Source organism: Haladaptatus caseinilyticus, assembly GCF_026248685.1.
GTDB classification, from domain to species: domain Archaea; phylum Halobacteriota; class Halobacteria; order Halobacteriales; family Haladaptataceae; genus Haladaptatus; species Haladaptatus caseinilyticus.
In genome coordinates this window covers 918,376-933,312 of sequence record NZ_CP111036.1, presented here as the reverse complement: position 1 = coordinate 933,312, position 14,937 = coordinate 918,376, and the positions used below count along the sequence as shown (strand labels likewise).

Annotated in this window: 16 protein-coding genes; 6 read left to right on the top strand and 10 right to left on the bottom strand. The window is 60.3% G+C overall.

Going from position 1 to position 14,937, the window contains the following annotated elements:
• Positions 1-16 precede the first annotated feature (16 nt).
• From OOF89_RS05210 to OOF89_RS05190, 5 genes are all read left to right on the top strand, one after another.
• Positions 17-367 carry a hypothetical protein gene (locus OOF89_RS05210; RefSeq protein ID WP_266079006.1) on the top strand — a complete coding sequence of 117 codons (351 nt, stop codon included), beginning with the start codon at positions 17-19 and terminating at the stop codon, positions 365-367.
• A 42-nt stretch (positions 368-409) separates the two neighbouring features.
• Positions 410-1,351, top strand: coding sequence for a prohibitin family protein (locus tag OOF89_RS05205; RefSeq protein WP_266079005.1), 942 nt, complete (start codon positions 410-412; stop codon positions 1,349-1,351).
• Positions 1,351-1,821: a hypothetical protein gene (locus tag OOF89_RS05200; RefSeq protein ID WP_266079004.1), complete on the top strand. Its 471-nt coding sequence runs from the start codon at positions 1,351-1,353 to the stop codon at positions 1,819-1,821. Before OOF89_RS05205 ends, OOF89_RS05200 begins: the two co-directional genes overlap by 1 nt.
• A 105-nt stretch (positions 1,822-1,926) precedes the next feature.
• Entirely contained in the window at positions 1,927-3,510 is a 1,584-nt protein-coding gene (gene serA / locus OOF89_RS05195; RefSeq protein WP_266079003.1) for a phosphoglycerate dehydrogenase, read from the top strand.
• A 137-nt stretch (positions 3,511-3,647) separates the two neighbouring features.
• Positions 3,648-4,874 carry an MFS transporter gene (locus tag OOF89_RS05190; protein ID WP_266079002.1) on the top strand — a complete coding sequence of 409 codons (1,227 nt, stop codon included), beginning with the start codon at positions 3,648-3,650 and terminating at the stop codon, positions 4,872-4,874.
• Here OOF89_RS05190 and OOF89_RS05185 read toward each other — a convergent pair.
• From OOF89_RS05185 to OOF89_RS05170, 4 genes are all read right to left on the bottom strand, one after another.
• Positions 4,834-5,013, bottom strand: coding sequence for a hypothetical protein (locus tag OOF89_RS05185; RefSeq protein WP_266079001.1), 180 nt, complete (start codon positions 5,011-5,013; stop codon positions 4,834-4,836). The genes OOF89_RS05190 and OOF89_RS05185 overlap by 41 nt on opposite strands.
• A gap of 163 nt (positions 5,014-5,176) precedes the next feature.
• Positions 5,177-6,436 carry a threonine synthase gene (gene thrC, locus OOF89_RS05180; RefSeq protein WP_266079000.1) on the bottom strand — a complete coding sequence of 420 codons (1,260 nt, stop codon included), beginning with the start codon at positions 6,434-6,436 and terminating at the stop codon, positions 5,177-5,179.
• Between the two features lie 110 nt (positions 6,437-6,546).
• A complete protein-coding gene (locus tag OOF89_RS05175; protein ID WP_266078999.1) occupies positions 6,547-7,146 on the bottom strand; it encodes an N-acetylmuramoyl-L-alanine amidase in 600 nt (199 codons plus the stop codon).
• Between the two features lie 137 nt (positions 7,147-7,283).
• Positions 7,284-8,282 carry a CapA family protein gene (locus tag OOF89_RS05170; protein WP_266078998.1) on the bottom strand — a complete coding sequence of 333 codons (999 nt, stop codon included), beginning with the start codon at positions 8,280-8,282 and terminating at the stop codon, positions 7,284-7,286.
• Positions 8,283-8,455: 173 nt separating this feature from the next.
• Between OOF89_RS05170 and OOF89_RS05165 the strand changes: the two genes are divergently transcribed.
• Positions 8,456-8,932, top strand: coding sequence for a hypothetical protein (locus OOF89_RS05165; protein ID WP_266078997.1), 477 nt, complete (start codon positions 8,456-8,458; stop codon positions 8,930-8,932).
• Positions 8,933-8,934: 2 nt separating this feature from the next.
• Here OOF89_RS05165 and argF read toward each other — a convergent pair whose 3' ends face one another.
• From argF to lysX, 6 genes are read right to left on the bottom strand one after another with little or no spacing between them, the layout of a single operon-like run.
• Positions 8,935-9,828 carry an ornithine carbamoyltransferase gene (gene argF, locus OOF89_RS05160; protein WP_266078996.1) on the bottom strand — a complete coding sequence of 298 codons (894 nt, stop codon included), beginning with the start codon at positions 9,826-9,828 and terminating at the stop codon, positions 8,935-8,937.
• A complete protein-coding gene (locus OOF89_RS05155; protein ID WP_266078995.1) occupies positions 9,825-10,913 on the bottom strand; it encodes a [LysW]-lysine hydrolase in 1,089 nt (362 codons plus the stop codon). Before OOF89_RS05155 ends, argF begins: the two co-directional genes overlap by 4 nt.
• Positions 10,910-12,043, bottom strand: a complete 1,134-nt coding sequence (locus OOF89_RS05150; protein WP_266078994.1) for an aspartate aminotransferase family protein — start codon at positions 12,041-12,043, stop codon at positions 10,910-10,912. The genes OOF89_RS05155 and OOF89_RS05150 overlap by 4 nt, the downstream gene beginning before the upstream one ends.
• Positions 12,040-12,990 (bottom strand): acetylglutamate/acetylaminoadipate kinase, encoded by a 951-nt coding sequence (locus OOF89_RS05145; RefSeq protein WP_266078993.1) that lies wholly within the window; start codon positions 12,988-12,990, stop codon positions 12,040-12,042. Before OOF89_RS05145 ends, OOF89_RS05150 begins: the two co-directional genes overlap by 4 nt.
• Positions 12,987-14,063 (bottom strand): N-acetyl-gamma-glutamyl-phosphate reductase, encoded by a 1,077-nt coding sequence (gene argC, locus OOF89_RS05140; RefSeq protein WP_266078992.1) that lies wholly within the window; start codon positions 14,061-14,063, stop codon positions 12,987-12,989. The genes OOF89_RS05145 and argC overlap by 4 nt, the downstream gene beginning before the upstream one ends.
• Positions 14,063-14,923, bottom strand: a complete 861-nt coding sequence (lysX, locus tag OOF89_RS05135; protein WP_266078991.1) for a lysine biosynthesis protein LysX — start codon at positions 14,921-14,923, stop codon at positions 14,063-14,065. Before lysX ends, argC begins: the two co-directional genes overlap by 1 nt.
• Positions 14,924-14,937: the final 14 nt, after the last annotated feature.

The window sequence follows — 14,937 nt, the reverse complement described above, 5'->3', positions numbered from 1 at the left end:
CGGTTGTTAAAAGAGTGTGGTGCGCGTGGAAATTGCCGAAACGGCGGACGGAACCGTTGCTGAAGCTGGGTACCGAACTGGGTTCCGAGATACAACTGCTCTGCAAGACGTGGCGATTGGAACTGTTCGGCGAAAGCCATCCTCGCTCAGTCGCTCGCGAGTGACCTCCTCATCGCTTGCTCTCACTCGCCCGTCTTCATCAGGCCGTCGAGGGCCGGGCGTCCGTGGGCCACCCCTAAAACTGTCCGCCGATTCGGATCGTTTGCTGATTCTCCCGATTCGAGTCGAAACGTCGGTTCGTCGCGTCGATTTTCATCAGAAATTCCTGACCGGTTGGAATATTCTCCGTGGAATGAACGATGGATGACAAAACATATGCCGACTCTCTCAAACGTTCCGAACGTTCTACATGAGTTCCGACAACGACATCCCGATCGACCCGGATGGGTCGTCCAGTCCGATTCCGGACATCGACCTCGGTAGCATTCTAGGAAATACGCTTCTCATCGGACTGGCCATCGTCGTCATCGCCGCACCCGTCGCCGGGTTCATGGCGTGGGAACCCGTCGATGAAGGGAACGTGAAAGTCGTCAAGAAGTGGGGTGCGGCCAGCGGGGCCGTCTTCGAACCGGGCGCACACTTCATCAACCCTGTCTCCCAAAGCACGGTTTCGCTCTCGACTCGCCCCCAAACGTACACGATGTCGAGTCAGCAAGGCGAAGGCAGTAAAGAAAATACCGACGATGCGATAACCGTCCTGACCGAGGACGGACTGCGGGTAGACATCGACATTAGCGTTCGGTATCGCGTCGATTCGTCGGAAGCGGTGAAGTTCTACAAGAACTATCGTGGCGTCGAAACCGCAGAACAGCGTCTTATCCGTCCGAGCATTCGGTCGGTACTGCGGACCGAAGCGGGGCGTCTGCCGGTCACCGAAATCTACACCGGCGAGGGACAGACAAAACTGAAAGAGGCGGCGCAGAAGGCGCTCCAGAAGGATTTCAACGAGGACGGCCTCATCCTCGAAACGGTACAGATTCGAAACGTCAACCTGCCCAAGCAGTACGCCCAAGCGGTCGAACAAAAAGAGATCACGAAACAGCGCAAACAGCAGAAGGAAAACGAACTCGAAGTGGAAAAGTTGGAGGCCGACCGAAAACAAATCGCGGCGGAAGGACAGGCCGAAGCGAACCGCATTCTGAGCGAATCGCTCGACCGTAACGTGCTCACACAGAAGTACATCGAGAAACTGGACAAAACCGATACGGTGTACATCCCTGTCGGCGGCGAAGGGTATCCGCAGTTCGTCCGGAACATCGACGGCGGTTCGAGCAACCAGTCCTCCGCGTAATGACCGACGACACCGCCAACCGGTTGGTTACGTGGGCGCTCGTCTTGACGAGCGCTCTTTCGCTAGCCGTCTTTCTCGGCGTGGTCGCCAAATCGCTGATTAGTTGGAAGGCTGTCGTCCTCTTACTGGTTATTCTTGCTCCCGCACTCTTCCTGTCGTACCGACTCAACAAGGCACAGCGCGCCTACGACCGCGGCCGATACGGAATCGGGCGGCGAGTGGTCACCGAGCGAACAACGCTTCCAGCCGATGGCTGTTCAGTTTGTGGCTACGATACACCTAAAAACCAACCCGGAATACGGCGACGATTCGTCAAGGAACTCGTCGTTGATGGCGTTCCGGTCGCGCTGATCGATAGTGGACAAAACGACTACTGCCCGAAGTGTGCCGAGACGGCTTTGGAGCCAAGCGAAACGAATGGTGAAATACAACCACGAACCGGTTCCGAAGAACGGGAGTCCATCGAGTAGTCGAACCTCTAAACAATTTTTTCACCGTAATATTGTAGAAAATATTCTGGCAATCTTCGCGATTAGAGAAAGGGTTAACGGGCGGCAGGTGTTTTCTCCCCACCAATGAAGGTCTTAGTCACTGACCCCATCGCCGATGCGGGACTGGACAGACTCCGCGAGGCAGGGTACGAGGTAGAGACGGCCTACGATGTCGAGGGTGATGCCCTCTTGAACGCGGTCACGGACGCAAACGGACTCATCGTCCGCTCCGGAACGGACGTAAACCGCGACGTGTTCGAGGCCGCATCCGAACTCGTCATCGTCGGCCGGGCGGGGATCGGCGTGGACAACATCGACATCGAAGCCGCGACCGAACACGGCGTCATCGTCGCGAATGCTCCGGAAGGCAACGTCCGAGCAGCCGCCGAACATACCGTCGCCATGGCGTTCGCCACCGCGCGGTCCATCCCACAGGCACACGTCAGACTCAAGGGTGGCGAGTGGGCGAAAGGCGATTATCTCGGCACGGAACTGAACAAGAAGACGCTCGGTATCGTCGGACTCGGTCGAGTCGGCCAGGAAGTCGCGAAAAAGCTCGACAGTCTGGGAATGGAACTCGTCGCATACGACCCATACATCAGCGAGGATCTGGCCCGACAACTCGGTGCCGAACTGGTTGAACTGGACGAATGTCTCGACCGCGCCGACTTCCTCACGGTTCACACACCGCTCACGCCCGAAACGGAAGGCCTCATCAGCGACGAAGAACTCGCGCAAATCGAAGGTGGATACGTCGTCAACTGCGCCCGCGGCGGTGTCGTCGACGAGGAAGCACTCGCCAGCGCGGTCGAGGACGGTATCCTCGCAGGCGCGGCAATCGACGTGTTCGCTGAAGAACCGCTCCCCGAAGACAACCCACTGCTCGATGTGGACGACGTTATCGTCACGCCGCACCTCGGTGCGAGCACGGAGGCGGCACAGGAAAACGTCGCCACCAGTACTGCTGACCAAGTCGTCGCAGCCCTCAAGGAGGAACCAGTTATCAACGCTCTCAACGCGCCATCCGTCGAAGAGAGTGCGTTCCCCCGTGTCCGTCCCTACATCGAACTCGCGGAGACTGCGGGTAAAATCGCCACACAACTCCTCGATGAGCGAATCGAGCGTATCGAAGTGAACTACGAAGGCGACATCGCGGAAGAGGAGGTCGATCTCGTCACCGCAAGCGCTCAGAAAGGTGTTTTCCAACCGCTCGAATGGCAGGTCAACGCGGTCAACGCACCCCAAATCGCCGAGGAACGTGGCGTCGAAGTTACCGAGAGCAAGACCCGACAGGCGGCGGATTTCCAGAGCCTCATCGCGGTCACGGTCGAAAGCGCGGACGAGGAAATCACGGTCGAAGGAACCCTGTTCGCGGGTGACGACCCCCGAATCGTCCGTATCGATGGCTACCGCGTCGATGCGATTCCGCACGGCCACATGCTGGTCGCGCGGAATCACGACAAACCCGGCGTCATCGGGTTCGTCGGTACCGTCCTCGGCGAACACGGTATCAACATCGCGGGGATGTTCAACGCGCGTGAAACTGACGGTGGCGAGGCACTTTCCGTCTACAATCTTGACGACGAACTCACGGCGGACGCGAAACGCGCGCTCGAAGCGGACGAGCGCATAATCGAGGTCCGAAGTATTGGACTGAACGGCGCGTAGGGACGGTCTTTGGGGAGACCTTTTTATCCGAAGACGGTACCAACCCCGACGAGGTGACGGAGCGACGGATTACCGATAGCTGACCACAACCTGCCGCGAAAGCCGGACTCAAGTACCAGCTTTGCTTCCCTCAACGTGTGGCCGAGGATTTCGGAGACGAAAATCGACCGCGGGTTCAGGAGCGATTGGTAACCGGATACTCCGGAAAACTCCTCCTCGCCGTTTCACTTGGCTGGACGATGATTCAGACGGGTAGGCTCGTCCTCTCGCCGATGCTCCCGACGGTGATGGATTCGCTCCGAATCACGGAGCTTCAGGCCGGGTTCGCCTTCACCCTCCTCTGGGGGCTCTACGCTCTCGGCCAGTATCCGAGCGGACGACTCTCCGACCGCCTCTCACGGAAAACCCTGCTTGCGACTGGACTTTCGTTTCTCGTCGTCGGATTCGTCGTGCTCGCCGGTGCGCCAACCTACTCGATGTTCCTCCTCGGTGCGGCGGTCGTCGGAACGGGGGCTGGACTCTATCCAACGCCCGCTAGAGCACTGGTATCTGACTTGTTCGTCACCCGCCGGGGGCAAGCATTCGGCCTTCACGGTGCGTCGGGAGACGGTGGCGGTGCCATCGCGGCAGGGCTTGCAGTCGTCGTGCTCACCTTCGCGACGTGGCGATTCGCGTTCCTTCCGGTCGTAATTCTCCTCGTGGTCGTATTCGTTCTGCTCCATCGCTGGAATCGCGAGGCGTATACGCCACCACGGGTCGATGGAGGCACCGGATACGCGGCGCTCCGCGATGTTCGGAAAACGGCCAATCGCTTCGCCAACCGCCAGACGGTCGCTCTGCTCGTTGCTTACTCCCTCTATGCGTTCGTCTGGCAGTCCGTCACCGGGTTCTTCCCAACTTTCTTACAGGAGGCGAAGGGATTCTCACCGGCACTTGCGGGCGGGGGCTTCGCCGCCCTCTTCGCCGTCGGAGCGCTGGTGAAACCGCTTTCCGGGTCACTCGGCGACCGAATCTCACGGCCCGTAGTCGCAGCTGGGTCACTGGTAGTCGCGACGCTTGCGCTTACCGGCGTCGTCGTGGCGAGCGGGACGCTTGCGGTGACTGTAAGCGTCGTCGTCTTTGCAGCGGGACTGATGGCATACCCTCCGGCCATGCAGGCACATTTGATGGACGTGTTTCCGGATGGCACCATGGGCGGTGACCTCGGTGCGACTCGAACCATCTACGTCGGTCTCGGTAGTTTGGGAACGACATACGTTGGTTTCGTGGCGGGACGAGCGGGGTACACGATCGCCTTCGCCGGATTGTTGGTCTGCTTGCTCGTCAGCGCGACACTCGTGCTTGGACTTGCCCGAGGTCGGTAGTATCAGGGAATTCGGATGGCAGTTCCTTCGCCGGTAAAAGCGGGCCGAACTCGTCGAACGCGTTTCGAAGTTCGTTAGGGTTCCCCCGACCGGGGAGGGGGGTCGTCGCGGTTCGACGGGTTTCGGTTACGCCGAGCATCGACTAAACGTGATCCACAGCAGCCTCTGCCATCCGTCTGTCAGTCGTCGGCTTCCCGCCGACGGGGGCCGCACCGATAATCGGACCGTCTGTTTCCCCACCGCGTTTCGACCTCGGGTTGGGAATCGCTTTAGGCTATCACACGCTTGGAGCGTCCGGGTCGTTATCTCGAGATGTGCCTCAACACGTCGTCGGTGTCGGCGGGAACGGGTTCCGGTTCGACGCCCGCTTTTGCTGCCGCATCGGGGTCTTTCAACAGGTGTCCCGTGGTCAGGCAGACGACGTTCTCGTCGGCCGATATCTTCCCTGATTCGCGGAGTTTTCGCAGGCCAGCGACGCTCGCGGCGCTGGCGGGTTCGACGCCGATTCCGTCCCTCGCCAATGCTCGTTGAGCGTCGGTGATTTCGTGGTCCGTGACAGCGATTGCGGTTCCGCCGGTTTCTCGGATCGCCGGCAGTGCTTTCGGGGCGTTGACAGGGTTTCCGATTCGGATGGCGGTCGCGATTGTTTCGACTTCGTCCCAGCGACGGACTTCGTCCGCATCGGATTCGACGGCCTCGACCATTGGGGCCGCACCTTCGGCTTGGACGCCAGTCAGAGTGGGTACTTCTTCGGCCGTCAGTTCACCGGCGGCGACGAGTTCACGGAACGCTTTGAACAGCGCGCTGGTGTTTCCGGCGTTGCCGACTGGAAGTACGATTCGGTCGGGGAGGTCGCCGGTTTGGTCGCGGAACTGTTCGATGATCTCCAGTCCGATGGTTTTCTGGCCTTCCAAGCGGAACGGGTTGAGCGAGTTGAGGAGGTACGCCTCGCCGCGATTTGCGAGGTCGGAGACGATGTCGAGGCAATCGTCGAAGTTGCCGCCGACTTCGAGGATTCGTGCGCCGTGGAGGCTCGCCTGTGCCACCTTTCCGGCGGCGACTTTTCCGGCAGGCAAGAGGACGAGCACTTCGGTATCGGCACGCGCGCCGTAACAGGCTAACGCGGCGCTGGTGTTCCCGGTGCTCGCGCAGGCCAGCCGGTCCGTGCCGAGCTTTTCCGCGACTTTCACGCCGAGCGTCATTCCGCGGTCTTTGAAACTGCCCGTCGGATTCATCCCCTCGTGTTTGATTCGAAGGGAGGAGACGTCGACCTCGTCTTCGATGGTCGGCGCTTCGTACAGGGGGGTGTTCCCCTCGTCGATGCTCACGCCGGATTTCACGGGGAGGGCGTCGGCATAGCGCCAGACACCGCTCCCTTCGAAATCATCGAACGTCGGATGGTCGGCGTACCGAACCTCGAGCAGTCCGTCACAGTCGGGACAACGATAGCGAATCTCGTCGAATGGCGCGCCGGTCCATTCACAGGCGATACACGCGAGCCATACGCCGTCGTCCGCACTGTCGGGTGCTGATGTGGTCGGTTTCGAGAGCGTCAGGGTCATTGCCCGGTTGGATGGGTTCGGTAGTGAAAAAGTGGGTGGTCGGTGGCAACGCTATCCAGGTGTCGTTCACTCTCGATATCGAAAATACTGTGATGGCACTACGGGCCCGTTTAGATGAGGCTCATGTAGTAGTCCCAGTCCCAGTTTGGACCGGGGTCGGTGTGGTCGTTGTATCCACAGTCGGTCTCGGGTACCTGGTGGTGTCCCATGATGCCGCTTTCACCATTACACGATGCGACGCCGGAGACACGACTCTTCGGGATGTTGTACTGGTCACACAGCCAGCGGACGAGTTCTGCGGAACTCTGGTACTGCGCAGTCGGGAAGCCACTGCTGACGTAGCCACCGTGTTCGATGCCGATGGTGGCGTCGTTGTACCAAGAAACGCCACCTGCGTGCCACGCCTCGTTGATGTCGCTGACGGACTGGTATTTGTATCCGTCGTCGCGGATGGTGTAGTGGGCGCTGACGTTTGCGTCCGGGTTCTGGAACCAGTTGACCGTCCCCTCGGCAGAGCCTTGGGCCACGTGGATGACGATGGCGTCGATTTCTGCCGCACCACGGTTCGCGGCCGTGTAGTTGCTCGAATGGGCGGGTTCCCAATCGACTGCCGGTTTTGCCACGGCGGTGCTACTCGACAACGCCGTTGCGCCGATACCTGCAGTTCCTGCCGCACCAATTTTTTTCAGTAGGTCACGTCGTGATTGCATGCTACATCTATTGATTTGGGCGGGTCTTTATATTTCTTTCTAGGTTTTATCTATAATAATATCTCCTAACACTAGCTATTCAAATATATAACCGCTCCTCTCACTCGGTGATCGTTAAGGGATCACGACGTCGTTCGTTACAACGAAAGCACGAGTTCGTCGTCCTCGCGTTCGAACTGCGTTCCGAACGCGGACGAGAGGGTATCCATCTGCTGCATACTCCAGTTACCTGCGTAGTGTTCCGCTTCGTGGACCGCGAGGTCGTAGATTTCGGTCGGATGGAGCCGGAGTTCCGTGAGGTCGCCGTCCTTGAGGGCCAGTTCGAAGATGAAACTCCGGTCGTTTCGGCGTTCCGAATCGACCGCATAATCGTCCAGGAAGTCACCCGTATCGTACAGAACGAGCGTATTATCGACGACTTCGACGCCTTGGAAGACGTGGGCACTGTGGCCATGGACGATATCGACATCCTGTTCGGCCAACCATCGAGCAAACTCCCGAAACTCGACCGTGGGTTCCGTCCGCATGTTCGGCCCCCAGTGAAGCGACGCAACGAGCAAATCGGGGTTCGCTTTGCGGGCTTGGGCGATCGAATCGCCGACGATACGGGCCGCTTTGTCGTCGGTTACGTCGAACTCCACGTAGGCCGTTCCGGGTTCGTCCCGTCCCGCACCGAACTCTGGCGTGTTATCCGTGAACGAAACGAAAGCAACGTCGTAGTCGCCCACCGAGACGATGGCTGGAGCGCGGGCCGCGTCTTCGTCCGCACCGGCACCTGAATGTGCTATTCCTGCGTCGTCGAGGTACTCGATGGTATCGAGAAGGGCATCGGAACCGTAATCCAAAATATGGTTGTTCGCGAGTGACGCCCAATCGACGCCGACGGATTTCAACGCCGGAATCGCCCAGTCCGGGTCCGCTCGAAAGTGAAAGGGTCGGTACGTATCCGTCCATGGCGTTCCGCGGGCCGAGAGGCAACATTCGAGGTTGATAAACAATCCATCTAACGCTTCGAGGTGTTCCTCGATGTTACCCCAAACGGCGCTGACGCTCCGCTGTCGCTGCCGTTCGTCGATTAGTCGTCCGAGCATTACGTCACCCGTAAAACCGAACCGTATCGCGTCCCCTTGACCCATCGTAATCCCCTATTAGTATATTGGCATGACGAGAACAAAAGGCTGCCCGCCCGTTGACCTCCTTTTTCTCCTGCGATGTCCCGATAAACTCCGGTGTTGGGGCTTCTGGCTGGTTTCTGTCCTGTTCGTTACTTGCGGAAATCTATATTATTAATAATGAACTAATATCTGCCATGGCACAACAGAGAACAAAAAGTATCAGCGAATCGGTTCGAGAGCGCGGTGTAATCAACAGAACGTGGTCGAGTTCGATTGTCGGTGGATTGGCAGGAGGAATCGTTTTCGGTGTCCTCATGCAGTCGATGGGGATGCTGCCGGTCGTCGCGTCCCTCTACGGCCTGGACGGTGTTGTGATGGGCTGGGTCGCACATCTCTTCCACAGCATTGTGTTCGGTCTCGTCTTCGGAGGTATCATGACCATGACCGGCCTCCGAAGATACGCCACGAAAATAGTCCCAACGGCCGGTCTCGGAGCGGCGTACGGCGCCCTTCTCTGGTTCATCGCCGCGGGAATCGTCATGCCGCTCTGGCTTGGTGCGGTCGGAATGGAAATGCCGCCGGTCCCGAACTTGGACCCCATGAGTCTCGTCGGCCACCTCGCCTATGGCGTCGTGCTAGGCGCCGTGTTCGCCGCGTGGTATCGCCGCTGAACTCACCCGTTTTCGCCGAGATACGCCAACAGCGCCTTTTGCGCGTGAAGCCTGTTTTCGGCTTGATCCCACGACAGCGAGCGGTCGCTTTCGAGTACCTCTCCGGTGATCTCTTCGCCGCGATGGGCGGGAAGACAGTGCATCGCATACGCCGAACCGGGGAGCAGGTCAGCGTTCAGTTGGAACCCGTCGAACGCCGCCAGCTTTTCCTTCCGTTCGTCCTCCTCGCCCATGCTGACCCACACGTCGGTGTAAACGACGTCCGCGTCGGCGACCGCTTCATGGGGGTCGTTCGTCAATACAGGTGAGCAACCGCGATTATTCGCCCGCGCAAGTGCGTCACTCGACGGTTCGTACCCTTCCGGCGTCGCAATCGTCAGGCCGAGGCCGACCGTCGATGCCGCGATTGCGAAGGAGTTGAGCACGTTGTTTCCGTCGCCGACCCACGCGATGGACAGGTCTTCGAACGAGCCGAACTGTTCCTGAATCGTGAGCAGGTCGGCGAGCGACTGACACGGATGGGCGATGTCGGAGAGGCCGTTGATGATGGGTACCGTCGCGTACTTCGCCATCTCGACCAAACAGTCGTGGTCGAACACGCGACCCATGACGAAATCGACGTACCGCGAGAGCACTCTCCCCGTATCGGAGACGGGTTCGCCATGGTCTAGGTGGGTGTCGTCCGGCCCCATGAACACGGCGTGTCCGCCGAGCTCCGTCATTCCCGTTTCGAACGAGAGACGGGTGCGCGTACTCGGTTTCTCGAACAGCATAGCGAGCGTCTGTCCGGCCAACTCCGGCGGCGACCCGTCCGATTTGAACTCCTCGGCCAGCGCCAGCACCTCGGCCAACTCGTCGGGGGATAAGTCGTCCACGTCGAGGAAGTGGCGGGTCATAGCTTCTCCTCCAGTGAGCGACAGACGCGAGCCAACACGGCTACCGAGTTGTCGAACTCGCCGAGTTCGATATGCTCATCGGGCGTGTGGTCGAGCGACGAATCTCCCGGTCCGTACGTTACGACTGGACAGTCCCACGTCTCTGCGTAGATGTTCGCGTCGCTCGTCCCGGTCTTTCTGAGGAGGCTTGGCTCGCCATCCTCGTTTCGAACCGCCACACGAAACGCCCGTCCGAGTTCAGTACGTGGACTGGCTATCGTCGGGGGTATCGATTCGTTCCACGAAACGGTTCCCGCCGCCAGTTCGTCTTCGGCGATTTCACGGATCTCGTTCGCCGTCGTTCCCGGTGGAATCCTAAACTGGATTTCTGCTTCGGCCTCGGTCGCCAGTCCATCGTCGGTGAGACCGCCGTCGAACGAAATCGGTTTTGCGGTCACCGACTCGAACGTCGAACTCGGTTCCTCTGGTCCCGACTCGTCCGCCGAATCGGCGTTCGATTCGAACGCCGATTCGACTCGCGAGAGCCAGCCAACGGCGTGTTGGATGGCGTTCGGTTCCGGACGGGAGGTGTGGTGGGAATCGATGGACACCGAGTAGGAACCCGACAGGAACCCACGATAACCGAGCGTCAGGGCGTCCCAACCGCTCGGTTCACCGTTCACGACGAACTCGGGTTCCTCGTAGTCGTCCACGAGGTGTCGAGCACCGCGCGAGTCGGTTTCCTCCCCGACGACGCCGACGAAACTCGCGCCCGTCTCGACTGCCGCGACTGCCATCGCAGCAAGCGGACCTTTGGCGTCCACGCTTCCGCGGCCATGAAGAACGCTGTCGTCTAGTTCTACTGGGATTTCGCCCGGAACCGTGTCGATGTGTGACGTGAGTAGGATTTCGTTTCCCGGCGCACGAACGTTCCCGACATCGTCGATCCATGCCTCACGACCGTGCTCCTCGAAGAACGAGGTGAGTCGTTCCGCGCAGTCCGTCTCGTTTCCCGATACCGATGGCGTTTCGACCAGTTCGACCAGCAGGTCGTGCGCACTGGCCACCGTGATTTCCGTGGTTGTCATGGCTTTCGTCAGGGTCATTCGTTTCCTCCCAACACGTCGGATAGCGCCTCGACCACCGTGTCGAGCTGTTCCGTCTCCACAGTTAGGGGTGGAAGTAAACGGAGAACGCTCCGTCCCGCCGGGAGTGCGAGTATCCCATGGGATAGTGCGAGTTCCTTTACGACGCGATTCGCCCCGCGCTTCACTTCGATTCCGACCATCAATCCGTGGCCGCGGATGTCGCGTACCGGCAGGTTCGCGGCGTCGAGTTCGGATCGAAAGTATTCGCCCATTTCCGCCGCGTGTGCCGGAAGATCTTCGTTTACGAGCACCGAGAGGGTCGCTTCCGCGGCAGCACTGACGACCGGACTCCCGCTAAAAGTCGAACCGTGTGGCCCGGCGTCCTCGGCTATCCAATCGGCGCAAAGTGTTGCACCGATGGGAAGGCCGCTCGCCAGTCCCTTCGCGGTCGTCACGATGTCGGGCGTCACTCCGGCATGTTCGCACGCCCAGAGGGCGCCCGTCCGTCCGAGCCCAGTTTGAATCTCGTCGAACAGCAATGCGGTTCCCGAGTCGGCGGTCAGCTCGCGGGCAGCCTGAAGATAGTCCTTCGTCGCGGGGTTGACGCCGCCTTCCCCTTGTACAGGTTCGAGAATGACGGCGGCCGTTTCGTCGTCTACTGCGTCTGCGAGTTCCTCCTCGTCGCCATAGGTGACGAACACCACGTCATCGACGAGCGGTTCGAACGGGGCGCGGTATTTCGGCTTCCACGTTACCGACAGCGACCCCATGGTGCGCCCGTGAAAGCCGCGCTTGGCTGCGACGATTTTCGAGTTTCCGGTCGCGCTCCGGGCGAACTTCAACGCTGCCTCGTTCGCCTCGGTGCCGGAGTTACAGAGCCAGACGTTTTCGAGACCGGACGGTGCGACGGTCGCCAACGTTTCGTACAGTGAATCGCGGGATTCGGTCGGGTACGAGGCGTGGACGAACAGCAGTTCCGCGGCCTGTTTCTGCACCGCCGAAACGACTTCGGGGTGGCAGTGACCGACCGGCGAAACCGCATAACTTGCGCCGAAATCGAGATATTCGGTCCCGTCCTCGGCGTAGAGGTACACTCCTTCACCGCTTTCGATCGGGATGGGCTTTTGGGAGTAGACGAATTCGCTCATTGGGAACCCCCTACTGCTCCGGGCGTGAATTTCGTCCCGTGACCCTTCTGTGCCGCTGTAATCGGGTCGCGGTTGTTTGCGTCCGCGATGACGACCGATTTTGCACCCCCGTCGAGGGCTTCCGTGGCCGCCATGACCTTCTTGGTCATGAACCCTTCCGCTGCTCCTTTCGCGGTCGCCATCTCCGCAGGGGTGGCGACCTGCTCGATGAGCGTCGTCTCGTCCTCGGGATTCTCGAGGAGACCCGGTACGTCCGTCAGGACGACGAGGTCGCCGCCGAGTGCGGCGGCGATTGCCGCTGCCGCGCGGTCCGCATCGGCGTTGACCGGCGTTCCATCGTCGGCCAGCATCGGAACTGTCACGACAGGCGTGTAGCTTTCCGCGAGTAGTGTCTCGAGGAGTGAGGCGTTCACATCCTCGATTTTACCGGAGTGGTCGCCGCGACGAATCTTCTTCTTGCCGTCCTCGACGACCCTGACGGCGGACTTTCTCGTCCCGGTCAACAGCGCGCCATCGACGCCGGATAGTCCGACTGCGCGGACGCCTTCGGCCTGCAAATCAGCGGTCAAGTCCGTATTGAGTTTACCGGGCATCACCATTTCGAACACTCCCATCGCGCGCTCGTCGGTGAAACGTCCGACGACGCCGTTCGGCGATTCGACGTATTCGGGTTCCTCGCCCAGTTCTTCCAGCGTGTCGTCCACGGCGGTCGAACCGCCGTGGACGACCACTACGTCCTCGCCGTTGGCGGTCAGGTGAGCGATATCGTCGAGTGCGCCCGCTGGATTCACTGCGCGGGCACCCCCGATTTTCACGACGATGGGCGTGTTCTCGTCTTCGATTATGCCACCATCGGCGCGGAGGCCGTCGTTTGGAACGTTGTCATTATCGATGAGTTGGTCGTGTGCATCGAGCAGTTCGTCGTGTGTGTACTCGGTACGTGTCATGGTGACCCCACGGGATGCAGTCCCTGAAACGCCAGTCCGGCGGTTTCCTCGAACCCCAGTGCGACGTTCGCGGCGTGGACCGCCTGCCCCGCCGACCCCTTCATTAGGTTGTCGATGGCGCTGAAGACGACCACGCGCTTGTTTCCGGGGTCGAGTTCGAATCCGACTTCGGCGTTGTTCGTTCCGGCGACTGCCTTGGGCTCGGGATAGCGATAGACGCCGCTCCCGCCCGCGACGAGGTGGACGAAGGGTTCGTCCTCGTAGCAGTTCCGGTACGCCGTCCAGAGGTCGCCCTTCGAAACCGGCGAATCAGGAAAGACGTGGCTCGTTGCGGACGCTCCGCGAACCATATCCACGGCGTGGGCGGTGAACGAGACGCTGGTATCCAGAATGGCCTCGATTTCTGCCTCGTGGCGGTGGCCCGTCGGTGCGTAGGGACGAACGATTCCAGAGCGTTCGACGTGGCTCGATGCCTTGCTGGGTGTCGCGCCGCCTTCCGACGACCCGACTTTCACGTCCACGACGACTTGCTCACTTCCGGACAGAATGCCGGCGTCGAACAGGGGGTACAGACCGAGAATCGTCGCGGTAGCGTTACAGCCACCCGCTGCGATGAGATCTGCACCGATGAGTTCCTCGCGGAACAGTTCCGGGAGAGCGTACACCGCCTCGTCCAGATACTCCGGATAGGTGTGGCCGTCGTACCACTCATCGTACTCCGACTCGGTTTCGAGTCGGAAATCGGCGCTCAAATCGACCACGGTGTCGGCGGCGTCGCGGAACTCGTCGATGTGCTCCATCGAGACACCGTGGGGCGTTCCGGCGAACAGGACGTCTACGGATTCTAAGTCGTCGGGTTCCGAAAAGCGTAGCTCGGACCCACGAAGGTTGGGATGCACCGACCCGACCGTCTTGTTCGCGTATTCCCTGCTCGTCGCTTGGGAAACGTCGAAGTTCGGATGCCCCGAGAGCAGGCGAAGCAGTTCGCCGCCGGTGTATCCACTGGCTCCGATAACGGTTGCGGAGAGCGTTTCGGCGTTCGTTTTCGCCGTCTCGTCGGTCGCGGCGGCCATCAGGCCATCACCTCCATTCCGACCGTGGATTCCAACCAATCGACGACGCTGGCGGGCACGTCCAGGTCCACCGCTTCGTTCAACGCCTTGAACTCGACCGTGTGGTTCACTTCGTGGACCGTGTAACCCGAGTCGGTTTCCATCAGATCGACGCCGAGCAGCCCGCCGCCGACCGCATCGCTGGCCTGTTCGACCAACGACTCGGCTTCCGAATCCAGTTCGAACGTCGTGGTTTCGGCACCTTTCGCGGCGTTCGTCAGCCAGTGGTCGTCGTGACGGGCCATCGCCGCGACCGGTTCGCCATCCAGCGCGAGCACGCGGATATCCCTCCCGGGTTTGTCCACGAACTCCTGCACGTAGAACACTTTGTGCTCGTAGTGACCGAGCGTGGCTTTGTGTTCCAAGATGGCTTCTGCCGCGCTTTTCGAGTCGATTTTCGCCATAAGGCGACCCCACGACCCGACGACTGGCTTGAGCACGCAGGGGTAGCCAAAGGACTCGATGGCTTCCATCGCGCTCTTGGTCGTAAATGCGACTTTCGTCGCAGGCGTGGGAATACCGGCGCCAGCGAGCGTGAGGCTGGTTTTCACCTTGTCGGCGCAGATGTCGGCCGTCTCGTGGCTGTTGACGACCGGTATGCCGTACGCCTCGCAAAACTGCGTGGCGTACAGGCTCCGACTCGTCGCCAGACAGCGGTCCACGACGAGGTCGAGGTTTTCGAAGGTGGCCGGCGCGTCCGTCAGGTCGAACGTTTCCTTGCGCACGTCGATTTTCGTCACCTCGTGCCCGCGGTCACGGAGTTCGGCGAGTAGGAGCTTTTCGTCCTTGCGGATACGGGAGTAGAGCAGTCCAATCTTCACGCGAACCACTCCTG

Coding starts and splice junctions, on each gene's coding strand:
- OOF89_RS05205 (WP_266079005.1), top strand. CDS start 410: ATGAGTTCCGACAACGACATCCCGATCGACCCGGATGGGTCGTCCAGT.
- OOF89_RS05200 (WP_266079004.1), top strand. CDS start 1,351: ATGACCGACGACACCGCCAACCGGTTGGTTACGTGGGCGCTCGTCTTG.
- serA (WP_266079003.1), top strand. CDS start 1,927: ATGAAGGTCTTAGTCACTGACCCCATCGCCGATGCGGGACTGGACAGA.
- OOF89_RS05185 (WP_266079001.1), bottom strand. CDS start 5,013: ATGCTCGGCGTAACCGAAACCCGTCGAACCGCGACGACCCCCCTCCCC.
- thrC (WP_266079000.1), bottom strand. CDS start 6,436: ATGACCCTGACGCTCTCGAAACCGACCACATCAGCACCCGACAGTGCG.
- OOF89_RS05175 (WP_266078999.1), bottom strand. CDS start 7,146: ATGCAATCACGACGTGACCTACTGAAAAAAATTGGTGCGGCAGGAACT.
- OOF89_RS05170 (WP_266078998.1), bottom strand. CDS start 8,282: ATGGGTCAAGGGGACGCGATACGGTTCGGTTTTACGGGTGACGTAATG.
- OOF89_RS05165 (WP_266078997.1), top strand. CDS start 8,456: ATGGCACAACAGAGAACAAAAAGTATCAGCGAATCGGTTCGAGAGCGC.
- argF (WP_266078996.1), bottom strand. CDS start 9,828: ATGACCCGCCACTTCCTCGACGTGGACGACTTATCCCCCGACGAGTTG.
- OOF89_RS05155 (WP_266078995.1), bottom strand. CDS start 10,913: ATGACCCTGACGAAAGCCATGACAACCACGGAAATCACGGTGGCCAGT.
- OOF89_RS05150 (WP_266078994.1), bottom strand. CDS start 12,043: ATGAGCGAATTCGTCTACTCCCAAAAGCCCATCCCGATCGAAAGCGGT.
- OOF89_RS05145 (WP_266078993.1), bottom strand. CDS start 12,990: ATGACACGTACCGAGTACACACACGACGAACTGCTCGATGCACACGAC.
- argC (WP_266078992.1), bottom strand. CDS start 14,063: ATGGCCGCCGCGACCGACGAGACGGCGAAAACGAACGCCGAAACGCTC.